Origin of the sequence: Paenibacillus chitinolyticus (assembly GCF_045038035.1) — a bacterium.
GTDB classification, from domain to species: Bacteria; Bacillota; Bacilli; order Paenibacillales; family NBRC-103111; genus Paenibacillus_F; species Paenibacillus_F chitinolyticus_A.
The window spans coordinates 4747062-4760107 of record NZ_CP173427.1 but is presented as its reverse complement, the minus strand read 5'-3'; the positions used below and the strand labels follow the sequence as shown (position 1 = coordinate 4760107).

The 13046-nt window shown below is 52.9% G+C and carries 10 protein-coding genes; 9 read left to right on the top strand and 1 reads right to left on the bottom strand.

Features of this window, described 5'->3' with window-relative positions:
* Window positions 1–210 precede the first annotated feature (210 nt).
* The 4 genes from ytxC to ACI48J_RS21455 all read left to right on the top strand — a co-directional run bounded on the left by ytxC (window position 211) and on the right by ACI48J_RS21455 (window position 6731).
* Complete coding sequence (ytxC, locus tag ACI48J_RS21470; RefSeq protein WP_405080165.1) at window positions 211–1185, top strand: sporulation protein YtxC; 975 nt, start codon at window positions 211–213, stop codon at window positions 1183–1185.
* 363 nt (window positions 1186–1548) lie between these two features.
* Window positions 1549–3483 carry a threonine--tRNA ligase gene (gene thrS / locus ACI48J_RS21465; RefSeq protein WP_326054478.1) on the top strand — a complete coding sequence of 645 codons (1935 nt, stop codon included), beginning with the start codon at window positions 1549–1551 and terminating at the stop codon, window positions 3481–3483.
* Between the two features lie 231 nt (window positions 3484–3714).
* Complete coding sequence (locus ACI48J_RS21460; RefSeq protein ID WP_405080164.1) at window positions 3715–4575, top strand: VOC family protein; 861 nt, start codon at window positions 3715–3717, stop codon at window positions 4573–4575.
* A 410-nt stretch (window positions 4576–4985) separates the two neighbouring features.
* A complete protein-coding gene (locus ACI48J_RS21455; protein ID WP_405080163.1) occupies window positions 4986–6731 on the top strand; it encodes a methyl-accepting chemotaxis protein in 1746 nt (581 codons plus the stop codon).
* Window positions 6732–7023: 292 nt separating this feature from the next.
* On the opposite strand, the gene ACI48J_RS21450 is transcribed toward ACI48J_RS21455, so the two are convergent.
* A complete protein-coding gene (locus tag ACI48J_RS21450) occupies window positions 7024–8520 on the bottom strand; it encodes a mechanosensitive ion channel (RefSeq protein WP_405080162.1) in 1497 nt (498 codons plus the stop codon).
* Window positions 8521–8734: 214 nt separating this feature from the next.
* On the opposite strand from ACI48J_RS21450, the gene ACI48J_RS21445 reads away from it, so the two are divergent.
* The 5 genes from ACI48J_RS21445 (at window position 8735) to ACI48J_RS21425 (ending at window position 13014) form a co-directional block, all read left to right on the top strand.
* Complete coding sequence (locus tag ACI48J_RS21445) at window positions 8735–9436, top strand: 3D domain-containing protein (RefSeq protein WP_326054484.1); 702 nt, start codon at window positions 8735–8737, stop codon at window positions 9434–9436.
* A 176-nt stretch (window positions 9437–9612) separates the two neighbouring features.
* Complete coding sequence (gene liaF / locus ACI48J_RS21440) at window positions 9613–10638, top strand: cell wall-active antibiotics response protein LiaF (protein WP_405080161.1); 1026 nt, start codon at window positions 9613–9615, stop codon at window positions 10636–10638.
* Between the two features lie 12 nt (window positions 10639–10650).
* The gene (locus ACI48J_RS21435) at window positions 10651–11688 is read left to right on the top strand and encodes a histidine kinase (protein ID WP_405080159.1); all 1038 of its coding nucleotides are present in this window, start codon (window positions 10651–10653) and stop codon (window positions 11686–11688) included.
* The gene (locus tag ACI48J_RS21430; protein ID WP_405080158.1) at window positions 11685–12347 is read left to right on the top strand and encodes a response regulator; all 663 of its coding nucleotides are present in this window, start codon (window positions 11685–11687) and stop codon (window positions 12345–12347) included. Before ACI48J_RS21435 ends, ACI48J_RS21430 begins: the two co-directional genes overlap by 4 nt.
* A 253-nt stretch (window positions 12348–12600) precedes the next feature.
* Window positions 12601–13014, top strand: a complete 414-nt coding sequence (locus tag ACI48J_RS21425; RefSeq protein ID WP_326054491.1) for a YugN family protein — start codon at window positions 12601–12603, stop codon at window positions 13012–13014.
* Window positions 13015–13046: the final 32 nt, after the last annotated feature.

Here is a 13046-nt window from a genome sequence, read left to right as displayed (position 1 = left end):
GAGCGGCGCCTCCATCGACAAGCTTTCATAGGGCTTATTATAGAAGATTGTTCTTAACAAAACCGCGCTGATTTTCTTAAGGAATGTTTAAGATCGGCCTTAATTTTCCGAATTGAACGGCCATTGGACATGTCAAGAGTTGGTTGTATATCCGCCTCCGGCCGACCATATACTTTTAGAAGGAATTCAGCGTCAGGAAGGAGTGAGCCCATGTCTTTCGTACAGTTTGTATTCAACAATTCCGCCGTATTTGATATTTCTGCGCTGCAAAGCCGGATAGAAAGCCGCTTAGCGCTTCTGAACCAGGAAGGAAACCCGGTCCGCGTCGTCCGTGACACGCTGGAGCATTGCACGATGCTGCGGATAGAGGGAACGATAAGCGGCAAAAAGCATCAGCCGAAGCCCGAATCCGTTATCGAAGCCGCGGCTGCGGCCGCCGCCGAGCAAATCGTGGAGGGTGAAGAAGAGAGGCTGATCCGGAAGCTGCTGGTGAATACCTTTCATTATAAAGATCCTGAAGAAGCGGCTAAAATCGGCCGTTACTGCCGCCAATTCCTGAACGGAGAGGAAGAGGGAGGAAGCGCCGCGGGCGAATACGGCCTGGACGATTACCTGGACTGGGGGCCAATCGACGGCATGAAGCTCCGGGCGGGCAAGATCAGCGAGCCTTTGAAAGCTCTGCTGCAGGAAGGGCAGCCCGTAAATTTGCCGGGTTTCATTACATTCCGGCTGCAGGAATACATGGACGAGCTGAAAGAGGTCGTCGAGTACGCCATCGACGAATATGTAATGGACCAGCAGTATCAGGAATTTATTTCTCTGCTCCAGTATTTCGTCTATATCCAGGAAACGAAGACGGCAGCAGCTCATTTGATACATAAGGAAGGCGCCGAATTTACGATTCTGGATGAACATATGCAGCCGATCGACACCAGTAAGATGGAAGCGTCCTTTACACTGGAAATGATCGAGAAGGATATCAGCTTCGAAGATATGATCGTCTCGACGCTGATTTCGGTATCGCCGGCGACGATTTATATTCACACGCGGGAACCGGATCTGCCCGTTATCCGTACGATTATGCAGATTTTCGAGTCCCGCGCCACCATTTGTTCCTACTGCGGCATATGCCGGACGAAGCTGGCGGGGAACTCGGACAGCGGGTCTCCGTCCCCCTTGACCTGATTCCGCGACAGGCTTATAATGAGGGAATCAAAGGCTTTGACCGAAGACACGGACAGCTTGTAACACTGCTTCCAGAGAATGGGGCCCCGGCTGAAATCCCCAGCAGATGTACGGCATGTTCACCCCTTCGAGAGCCGCAAAGCGGAAACCGAACAAGAGCGGACGCAGGACGTCCGGTCCGGAAGTAAGCTTGGCCGATTCATTCCCGTTACCGGATGCTGAATGAGGATTCGTCCGCTTAAATCTAAGCGGTGAATCGAATGAGGGTGGAACCACGAGTCGAGCGCACTCGTCCCTTTCGGGATGTGTGTGCTTTTTTGCGCTCTTTTTTTGAAATTTATAGAGCTAAGGAGCTGACGAAACATGATTAAATTAACTTTTCCGGACGGTTCCGTGAAAGAATACGCCCCGGGTACAACGGTTGAGCAGGTAGCGGAATCCATTTCCACCGGCCTCAAAAAAAATGCGGTGATCGGCGTAGTGAACGGCCGCCAGGTCGATTTGAACGCTCCGATCGAAGAGGATGCCGAGCTTAAAATCGTAACGCTCGATTCCGAAGAAGGAGTCGAAGTGCTGCGCCACAGCACCGCCCACTTGATGGCCCAGGCAATCAAACGCTTGTATGGGGAGCGGGCCGTGAAACTCGGCATCGGACCTGTCATCGAAGACGGATTCTACTACGACATCGATATCGAAAATCCGCTGACGCCGGAAGATCTGACGAAGATCGAGAAAGAAATGGCTAAGATCGTTCAGGAAAACCTGCCGATCGTCCGCCGTGTGGTCAGCCGCGAAGAAGCGATCGCGATTTTCGAGGAACTCGGCGATCCGCTTAAGCTGGAGCTGATCCGCGACCTGCCGGAAGATTCCGTGCTGACCATTTACGATCAGGGCGAGTTTTTCGACCTCTGCCGCGGACCGCATCTGCCTTCCACGGGCAAAATCAAAGCCTTCAAGCTGCTGAGCGTTGCCGGCGCATACTGGCGCGGGGATTCCAAGAACAAGATGCTTCAGCGCATCTACGGAACGGCATTCCCTAAGAAAGCGGAGTTGGACGAGCATCTCCATCTGCTTGAAGAAGCGAAGAAGCGCGACCACCGCAAGCTGGGCCGCGAGCTGAAAATGTTCACGTTCTCCAAGGAAGTCGGCCAAGGACTGCCGATCTGGCTTCCCGCCGGAGCCAAAGTACGCCGCATTATGGAGCGCTACATTGTCGATCTGGAAGAACGCCTGGGCTATCAGCACGTTTACACGCCGGTACTGGCTAACGTGGAGCTGTACAAAACAAGCGGACACTGGGATCACTACCACGAGGACATGTTCCCGAAAATGGTCATGGACAACGAGGAACTCGTTCTGCGTCCGATGAACTGCCCGCATCACATGATGGTGTACAAGAGCGACATGCGCAGCTACCGCGAGCTGCCGGTCCGCATTGCGGAGCTGGGCACCATGCACCGCTACGAGATGTCCGGCGCACTGACCGGGCTGCACCGCGTACGCGCGATGACGCTGAACGACGCGCATATTTTCTGCCGTCCCGATCAGATCAAGGAAGAGTTCGCCCGCGTCATCAACCTGATCCGTCATGTGTACGAGGATTTCGGCATCAAGGATTACCGTTTCCGTCTGTCCTACCGGGATCCGAAGGATACGGAGAAATATTTCCCGAACGACGAGATGTGGGAAATGTCCCAGCGAATGCTCCGCGAGGTTGTAGAAGAAATGAACCTGCCGTTCTACGAAGCGGAAGGGGAAGCGGCCTTCTACGGTCCGAAGCTCGACGTTCAGATCCGCACGGCGCTGAAGAAAGAAGAAACGCTTTCCACCGTTCAGCTGGACTTCCTGCTGCCGGAGCGTTTCGAACTTGAATATATCGGCGAAGACGGCCAGAAGCACCGTCCGGTCGTTATTCACCGCGGGATTATTTCCACGATGGAACGGATGACGGCGTTCCTGCTGGAAAACTACGCCGGAGCCCTGCCGACCTGGCTGATGCCGGTACAGGCCAAAGTCATTCCGGTATCGCCGTCTTACGAGGCGTATGCCAATGACGTGACGGAGAAGCTGCTTGCGGCCGGAATCCGCGCGGAAGCGGACAACCGCAACGAGAAGCTCGGCTACAAGATCCGCGAAGCGCAGCTGGAGAAGACGCCGTACATGCTCGTTGTAGGCGAGAACGAAATGAACTCCGGCACTTTGTCCGTCCGTAAACGCGGCGAAGGCGACCTGGGCGTTCACAGCCTGGCGCATGTGGTCGGCCTCATTCAAGAGGATGTCGCGAACAAGTCCAGATAAGCAGGCGGCTGCCATAGCGCTATGGAGCCATACGGCGGCAGCGCCGGTTTTCTGAAAATGGCGTCTATAAAACCGCAAAAACAGGGGGAACCTCAATAGAGGCGCTCCCTGTTTTTTTTGTCATTGGACATTATCGAGTAATTAAATTATAATTACTTACAAAAAGTAACTAAATATATTTTGTCTCATTTGCTGCGTTTTCTAACTAATATGGAAAGAAGGGTGACTGTTATGACATCTGTTATCGACCCCCGAACTGAAATCGGTTATGTGCATATTAAAGTCGGCAGTCTTGCCCGGTCTCTTCCGTTTTACCAGGACGTGATCGGACTTAAACTGCTGAAACGGGACGGAGCTTTCGCCGAATTGACGGCGGACGGAAAGAAGCCGCTTGTTATTCTGGAAGAGATACCCGGTGCCGCTAAAGCACCTAAACGCGGCTATGCGGGTCTGTATCACTTCGCCATTCTCCTGCCCGGCCGCAAAGAGCTGGGATTCGCGCTGCGCAGCCTGATCCGCAGCGGGATTGAGGTCGGCCAGGGTGATCATCTCGTGAGCGAAGCGCTCTACCTGGACGATCCGGACGGCAACGGCATCGAAATTTATGCCGACCGTCCCCGGGAGACGTGGCGGAAGGACGCGAACGGCCACTACGTGATGGCGACCGATCCGGTGGACTGGGAAAGCCTGCTGGAGCTTGCCGGTGAGGAGCCGTGGGGCGGAATGCCTGCAGGAACGAAGATCGGTCACGTTCATTTCCATGTGACCGATTTGCGGGCGGCGGAGGCGTTCTACTGCGGCCTGCTCGGCTTTGAGATCACGCTCCGCTTCGGACCGGCGGCTCTCTTCGTGGCGGCGGGAGGCTATCACCACCACATCGGGCTGAACACGTGGGCAGGCGCAGGGGCGCCGCCCGCACCCGCCAATGCCGCCGGAATCCGCTGGTTTACCGTCGTGCTTCCCGATAACGGCGAGCTGGAGCGGGTTCTGGCACGCCTCCGGGAAGGAAGCGTGGACGCCGTATCCCGGGAAGACGGATGGCTCGTGACCGATCCTTCGGGAATCGGCGTGCTGCTGACGGTACGGGATTAGCTTCTGCCCCCGCCGCGCGCCGGGTCCTGTGCACAGTACGAATCCGCAGCAGGTCGGGTTAAGCCGGCCCAATAAGGTTATTTGAGGTAACGTTGGTTTAAGCAAAAGAATAAGATTAAGCACCCACATTGGAAATAAGGATAGCCGTGGCCAATTATTTAATTGGAACAAAACCTATGGCTATCCTTTTTCGTGTGTAATGCAATCGGTTTTCAGCTCCGCAAGTAAATGGTATTTAATGAAACATTTTCCTCTTTAGGACATTTTGATTCAGATAATGAATTAAAAAAATAAGATTCGGAACTAATTAAAGCATAGATTGTCGAATAAAGGATTGTTATGTCATATTCTAGAATACTACACGTTGTCTAGTAGACCATTACCCAACATTATGAAAGGGAGCCAAGATTATGGGGGCAGGAAAGAAGAAAAAAGCATTAACCTTTTTTTCGAAAAACTTGATATTCTCTATTTCGGGAATCGTTCTAGCGTGTATGATCATGTCCGTAATTAGTTACGTTGTTATGAGTCGTGCGCTTACCGGCAGTTTGGAGGAGCAGGCAAAAGGAATTGCAACATTATGGAAGAACAGATTTGAAGTAGAAGACTTGAAAGAAGGGAAGACAAGTACTTCTCTAGATTCAACCATTCAGAAAAAACTTGTGTCCTTACTGGATGAATTGTCAAAAGGAAATGCTAATGTAGCGCAAGGGTTCATATTCGAGCCGGATGTCGTGGATGGTACAAAAACGAGGGTTATATCTAACCCTACTCATTTATTGGAAGCGGGACTTAAACCTGGAGAATTATTTGATCAGCCGCCTGAGATGGTAAAGGCATTTCAAACGGTGAAGCAAACGAAATTGCCGGTCATTCCCCCTGTTTACAAGGATGATATCGGATCATGGCTCACTGTATTGGTTCCGGTCCTTGATGAACAGCAACAGCTCGTCGCCGTATTTGGGATTGACGTGAATGCATCGGTAATTTCAGAGCAGCAATACAAATTGCTTTGGTCTTTGGTGATTGCTTCCCTGTTGTTTTTGGTTGTTGGGATTACCATACAAATTTTTGGTCTAAAAAAGTTATTACATCCTATCCAAGAATTAATTAGCGGTGTCGGAAAGATCAGCAAAGGTGACCTCACACAGAAAGTGGTTGTCCACTCAAATGATGAACTAGGACAATTAAGCGAGAGCTTCAATGAGATGGTCCAATCGTTACATAGTACCTTGGAGCAAATACAAGTCACTGTCGAACAGGTAGCGAGCTCCTCAGAACAATTATCAGTTAGCGCCGAAGATTCAACAAAGTCGTCAACGCAAACAGCTGCTGTCGTCCAAGAGCTGGCGACCGGAACGGAAATACAGGCGGGAAGTATCGAACAAACGAATCGTGCTATAAACGATATATCGACCAAAGTAGGACAAATCGAATCCAATTCCCGTGTGGTCATGGATAAGGTGTTTATTGCGACGAACCTTGCGACGGAAGGAAATCAAGCGATTGAAATGGTTGTTAGACAAATGAATTCTATCAGTTCTACAGTGAACCAATCCGCTGAGTCCATGAAATACTTAGCAGATAATGCCCTTCATATAGGAAGAATTGTAGAAGTCATTAATACAATCGCTAATCAAACGAATATGTTAGCCTTAAATGCTTCCATAGAAGCATCCCGCGCAGGAGAACATGGACGTGGATTTGCCGTGGTTGCAGGTGAAGTGAGAAAGTTAGCTGAACAATCATCCAACTCGGCGCAACAGATTACGTCCTATGTGGAGAGTATCCAAGATGGAATTCAAAACGCAGTCCAGTCCATGGAACAAGGTACAAAAGAGGTTACTGAGGGACTTCATTTGGTGAACCAGGCGGGATCTTCGTTTAATGAAATTCGCGATGCGGTTGATGAGGTGTCGCTGAATATCCAAGTTGTTTCTACTGCCCAAGAAGAAATGACATCTCGCGTTTCCGAGGTTTTATCGTCGATGAATCGAATTTTAGACGTCACCAATGAGGTGGTAGGCGGAACGCAGAATATTGCCGCCTCAACGGAGCGGCAGTTAGCTTCTATGGAGGAGATTACTTCTTCTGCAAATGTACTGTCTAGCACGGCAGAAGAGCTCCAAGAGAAAATAACGCAGTTTAAGTTGTAACAGGATGCTTGATTAACGGCCTGGCTTGACCGGATAAAATGGCGCCGATGAAGTCCGTCCAAGCGGTGCGCACGCGGCGGCGGGACCGTCGTACCGTGAACGCTTATCCGGCCGATCAAGGGGACGCGGTTCGCCAAGCCGGCTCTCTTGCACGGGCGCGCCTGTGTCGCCTGTCACCTGGCGGGACTGTAGTCGGCGCATACACACCGTGAGACACCGGGCCGCCGTCCCGCAACACGCAAATAAAGCACCCTTCGGAAACGATTCCGAAGGGTGCTTTTTGCCGTACGCTTTACATCGAGATGTTGTCGTGGTCCGCGCTGTTCTGTTTCTTATCCCAGAAGCGTTTGACGGCCGGGATGCTGCCGATACCGACGGAGATAATAAAGGCGGCGCCGAGAGCGATCATGACGACCATGTAACCGGACGTGATAATGACCGAACCCAGTCCGATTTCCGTCAGGCCGATGACGACGGCCAGGACGATGATAACCGGCTGGACAAACCCTTTGAGCGGGTTGCCCGGACGAATCATGCGCTCGGCGAAACCGGCCAGGATAATGCCGATCAGAACGATGATGACGATCAGAATAAATTTCGGGAGCATCACCATCAGAGCGGCGAATGTGGCGGAGATAAATTCAAGATCCAGCACGTTCGTCGATTCGACGAGGAAGAAGCCGAATACGAAGACGGCGATCAGAGTCGCGATCCATTTCGTGATAGGCAGAGCGGAAACGGATGCGGCCGGATTTACGCTGCCCGGCACGCCCGTATCGACGCCGGCATTGGCGGCTTTGCGGCGGAACATCGGCATCAGGCTGTTCAGCTTGCTGTCGATATCCATCGGCGAAAGCAGCGTAATGATGAGATTGCGGACGATTTTGGCCAGAATGTAGCCGATGTAGAGCAGGAACGCCGCAATGAGAATCTTCGGAATCCAAGCCATGATAAGATTCAGAATGCCTTGAGCCGGAACCCGGATGGATTCGATTTGCAGCAGGTTAAGCGCTTGTACCGCGATCGGGAACAGAATCAGGAAGTACACGATGCTGTAAACGAATTGGGATACGTTCATGCCCGTTCCGATCCAGCGCTGAAGATTCAGCGAGGACGTGAGGGTGGAAGCCAGCTTGGCCACGAACTTGGCCACATAATGGCCCAGCACGATAAGCAGAATCGCGCCCGCGAGCAGAGGCAGATAGCCGATGACCATATTGATGACCGCGCTGATCGGCACGGAAATGGCCGGAATCTGAAGCGAGGCCAGAATGCTCGGCGCGAAGAGCAGGATCACGATGGCATAGGCGATGTTGCCGGCCACTTCGCGGTAATGCACCAGATTCGGCATTTTACTTTTAATCGTATGAGAGCCGAAGAATCCGGAAACCACACTTTTCAGCATAGAGCCGAGAATATGAGCGACTGCCGCAAGCAGGGCCGCAGCCAGCAGGTGAGGTATGTAAGAAGTGATGATGGCGATGAAACCGACGAACGGATTCAGCACATTCGTGAAATTCAGAAGTTCAAGCACGACGAGAAGTGTTACGAGAATAATGAAATACTTGACTACCTTGGACACAATCCGGCTGACGGAGCTGTCCGGCGGGAAAAATTTTCTTCCGCGGGCATCCACGTTCGCCTTTAGAAGTCCTTTATAGACGGCTTTCGAAGCAGCGCCTGCTATCCATAAACCAATGATCAGAACAAGAAGGGCCCCAACGAGCCTCCAAATGGAATTTCCGTTCATCATGAGAAAGTTCCATTCGCCCCAATTCCTTACGTCCATTCGATCATCCGCCTTTCTTTATTATGTTTTGATAGGAGTTTATTTCCCACCCTATTTACCCGGCCCCCCGCAAGTTAAACCCTGTAAAAAACTAGGAATTATGGCGTGCATAAAATTCCTCTTCCAGGGAAAACCTTACTTTGCAAAGATTGGAGAATGTTTAAACTCTTTAAAAATTGGACAAACTCTTATAGTAGGGGGAGGTATCGAACAAATGTTGCCTGATTCAAGCAATCCGACCAAATGGTTCAGTATGGTTATGATGTTGAACATCGCTCTTGTCTTGTGCGGTCAAGATCAAACAAGTCTGACAGGATTAACAGATACAGCGGCACTCGAGAAAAAAATCGCTCCCGCGATTTCGGGACTGGCATCCCGCCAAACATCCGAAGCACCCGAGAAGCCAGCCCAGTCTCAGAACGAAACCGCCGACGCGCAAGCCGCTTCCGGCCAATCACGCAAAGTCAGCTATAAGCTGATGCCCGATTCCAGTCAGGATCTATCCCGGTACAAGGCGGTAGAAGTGGTAGCGACCGGCTATTACTCGGGAATCGAATCGACCGGCAAAAATCCGGGGCATCCGGATTACGGCATCACCAAATCCGGCATTAAGGTCAAACGGGACGAACATTCCCTGTCGACGATCGCGGCGGACCCGAGAGTGTTCCCGATCGGAACGGTCCTTTATATACCGGGTTACGGATACGGAATCGTAGCCGATACGGGCGGGGCCATTAAAGGCAAAAAAATTGACCTTTATTATGAAACGAAAGACCAGATCTACAAAGAATGGGGCAAGAAAACAGTCAATGTCTTTGTCGTCAAAGAAGGTACAGGCAAAGTGACCCAGATGATCTGGAACCAGCTCGTACAGGAAATTTTCAAAAACAATCCTGTCGATACACCTGAAGCCTAAACATTCACATATACCGCGCAAGAAGTAAGTACCGCACAAGAAGCGTCTGCGATTTCCGCAGGCGCTTTTTCTCGGTCTCGGGACCGAGTAAGGAATCAACCCTTTGTCTCTTTTCAGAAAAGATGGACAGAGGTACACTTAATTCAGGAAAACGAAATTCAACGGGGGAATAAGTCATGAACGGTTCTATATGGGGAAGATTGGCGGGAGGCTTTCTCCTGATTGCGCTCGGCCTGCTTTTTTTTCTGAAACAGCTTGGCTTCATCACCTTGAGTATCAGAGAGCTCATTTCGACCTTTTGGCCGCTGATTCTGATATACGCGGGACTGATGAGCGTGCTCTTTAACAGGGGGAGGCAGGACGGAGCCTGGGGACTTATCCTGGTTCTGATCGGAGGCATCTTCCAGCTCCGTAATCTCGGATGGGCTCCTTACTCTCTTGGAGAAATGTTTCAGTTTCTCATCCCGGTCGTCCTGATTATTTTCGGAATCAAAATGATTTTCGGCCGGAGAAGCTCCCGCCGTCACGATTCGGAATACGGCGGAAGCCGGGATGGGCACGGGCATGGGCACGGGCATTGGGGAAGCGATTGGGAGCGTAAGCTGGAGGACAAATGGGAAGAAAAAGCGCGTAAATGGCAGGAGAAAATCTCCCGGCGCGAAGCAAGACGCGCCAGGAGAGCCGACTGGAAGAACGACGGCGTTTATCCGGAAGCCGGTGAGGCACGCGGAGAATCCGCTTATGCGCCGCCTCCACCTCCGCCTCCGGCGGGAGGTTCTTATCAACCGGGGCCGGACTACCACTATGTGAACTCCTACGCCCCTCCCCAGAATAAGTCGGGTTTTATCGGGGATGTGTACTTGGGACAGGATTACTGGGAATTGACGCCTCTTAACATCTCGCACTTTATCGGCGACACCTCGCTGGATCTGACAAAAGCGAGTATCCCGATGGGAGAGACGCGGATCAACATCTCGGCCTTTATCGGGGATGTGAAGGTATTCATCCCGAGCGATCTAGACGTGGAGATAAGCGTCACCACATCATCTTTTATCGGCGACATGAATGTGCTGGAGCGGCGCGAGGATGGAATCATGCGCTCGATGAATTACCGGACGCCTTATTACCAGGAAGGCGCCAAAAAAATCAATCTTCACGTATCGATGTTCATCGGAGATATCGTCGTGAAGAAGATGGGTTAGGAGGCCGGACGCATGGTAAAGCTGTGGAGCATGAAATGGCAGCTCATGCTGTATTTTCTGGCCTCCAGCCTTCTGACCCTCGGCATCCTGGGCTTTGCGCAGCTCTATATGCCCTGGGAAACGGCAGGCGGCGGGTGGAAGTTCGGCCTGGCCGTTTTTGCCGTGCTGTTGGGGCAGGCGGTCGGTTTCGTGGCCTCCCGCGCCTTCCAGCGCAAGGTGGATGTGCTGCACATCGCCATGCTTCAGCTGGCGAAAGGCAACTTGAAGGATCGGATACAGATCGATCCCATCGACTCTTTCCATCCCGTCTACAAATCGTTCAACGAGATGGCGGGGGCGCTTGAAGAGCGGACGCGGCTGCTGCAGGAAATGGGCGAGGAGCGCTCCGTGATGGAGCGCGGCTCCGTCGAGACTGCGGTGGTCGAGGAGCGCCGGAGGCTGGCCCGGGATCTGCACGATACCGTCAGCCAGGAGCTCTTCGCGATTCATATGTCGGCATCCTCTCTGCCCAAGGTGATCGGGCACAATCCCGACGTAGCCAGCCAACTGATGGAGCAGCTGATCCAGATGTCGCACCATGCCCAGAAGCAAATGCGGGGGCTCATTTCCCAGCTGCGGCCGATCGAGCTGGACGGCAGCACGCTGGAGCAGGCGCTGGAGAAATGGTTCCCGGAATACTGCCGGGCCCATGAGCTTCAGGGCCGCCTGGATGTAGAGACGGAGCAGCCGATTTCCGAGGCGATCGAGCATCAGCTGTTCCTGATCATCCAGGAGGGGATGGCCAACGTCGTCAAGCATGCTTCCGCTACGGAAATCGAGCTGCAGCTGCATGACTCCGGGCGCCAATATGTGCTCCAACTGGCGGACAACGGAAAAGGCTTCGAGCGGAGCGCGATATCGTCCGCCTCCCACGGCTTGTCCACGATGCGCGAACGCGCGCAGAAGCTGGGCGGAGATGCCGAGGTTCTCAGCGGATCGGGCAGCGGGACGACAGTCCGTGTACGGATACCGAAATTTGTGAAAGAGCCGAAAGGGGAAGCTTCGTTGTGAAAGAACAAATAAAAGTGATGGTTGTGGACGACCACGATATGGTGAGGGTCGGTCTGCGCACGTATATTATGCTCGATGAGGAGCTTAGCGTCGTGGAGGAAGCGTCGAACGGGGAAGAGGCGCTGCGCAAGCTCGGAGCGCTGGACGCTGAACGTATTCCCGATGTGATTCTCATGGATCTGACCATGCCGGTCATGAACGGAATTGAGGCGACCCGGGAAATTACGCAGTGTTTTCCTTCTATTAAAATCATTATGCTGACCAGTTTCCTGGAAGAAGACAAGGTCGTCCAAGCGGTTGAAGCTGGCGCGATATCTTATGTGCTCAAAACCATCTCCTCGGAGCAGCTCGCCCATGCGGTCAAAGGAGCCGCCGCCGGCATGCCGGTTCTTAACCCCGAGGTTTCTCTGGCGCTGACCCGCGGGCTCAGGCAGCGGTCGGCGCAGACGGAAGACGAGGGCTTGACGGCGCGTGAGCGCGAGGTGCTTTCCCTCATTTCCGACGGCAAATCGAACAAGGAAATCGCCGAGGCGCTGCACATCAGCATCAAGACCGTGAAGACACACGTGAGCAACCTGCTCATGAAGTGCGAACTGGACGACCGCACCCAGCTGGCTATTTATGCTCACCGCAAGGGCTGGGCCGGCACCGGGGCTTAAAGCGGACTTCTGCGCGGCCGGACCGGAGACGGCTTCGGTGTTCTGTTTTGTCCTGGCAGGTGGTTTCCGGCGGGCCGAGGGGACCGTTCGGCCGCCGGCCCGCCGGGCAGCGGACCCGCCTTCCTGTCCGGACCGGACTGCGATGCCGGCACCGCTCCGCTTTTTCCAGCCGCTCATAAAAAAAGGCAGAAATACGCAACCTATTGCTGCGCGGGTTCATTTTTCAACGGCGCGATGAAGAGGAGGTTGCCTTGTGAAAGCTTTGAATTCCTCACTCCAGGAAACGGTAGAAGCGTTCGACAATGTCCGGGACTATTTGCACACGTTCGAGTTTACATTAGGCGGGAACTGGGAGTACGATCACGGTTCGTTCGACCGTTATCTGGATGAGGCGCACAAAGTGTGGCTGCGTATCCCTTTTGAAGTGACGGAAGGGACACTGGACGGCGATACGGACGAAACCGACGCGATGGTGAAGATCGGGGCGCCTTACGTGCTGAAGCACGTTTACAATGAAGGCAACGATCCCGAAGCCCATATGATGACGGTTTCCGCGCTGGTGAACCAGTTTCAGACCCCGCTCGATCCGGACGCCGAGATCGAAAGCGAATGGATCGGAAAAGCGGAGAAACTTCTGCGGGATGTCGAACGGAAATGGCTGCACTGAGCGTTCCCGTCCCATGTTTTTAGTTAAAAGGA

What these genes read in the sequence shown, in the direction of transcription:
- ytxC (WP_405080165.1), top strand. Translation starts at nt 211, where the DNA reads ATGTCTTTCGTACAGTTTGTATTCAACAATTCCGCCGTATTTGATATT.
- thrS (WP_326054478.1), top strand. Translation starts at nt 1,549, where the DNA reads ATGATTAAATTAACTTTTCCGGACGGTTCCGTGAAAGAATACGCCCCG.
- ACI48J_RS21460 (WP_405080164.1), top strand. Translation starts at nt 3,715, where the DNA reads ATGACATCTGTTATCGACCCCCGAACTGAAATCGGTTATGTGCATATT.
- ACI48J_RS21455 (WP_405080163.1), top strand. Translation starts at nt 4,986, where the DNA reads ATGGGGGCAGGAAAGAAGAAAAAAGCATTAACCTTTTTTTCGAAAAAC.
- ACI48J_RS21450 (WP_405080162.1), bottom strand. Translation starts at nt 8,520, where the DNA reads ATGGACGTAAGGAATTGGGGCGAATGGAACTTTCTCATGATGAACGGA.
- ACI48J_RS21445 (WP_326054484.1), top strand. Translation starts at nt 8,735, where the DNA reads ATGTTGCCTGATTCAAGCAATCCGACCAAATGGTTCAGTATGGTTATG.
- liaF (WP_405080161.1), top strand. Translation starts at nt 9,613, where the DNA reads ATGAACGGTTCTATATGGGGAAGATTGGCGGGAGGCTTTCTCCTGATT.
- ACI48J_RS21435 (WP_405080159.1), top strand. Translation starts at nt 10,651, where the DNA reads ATGGTAAAGCTGTGGAGCATGAAATGGCAGCTCATGCTGTATTTTCTG.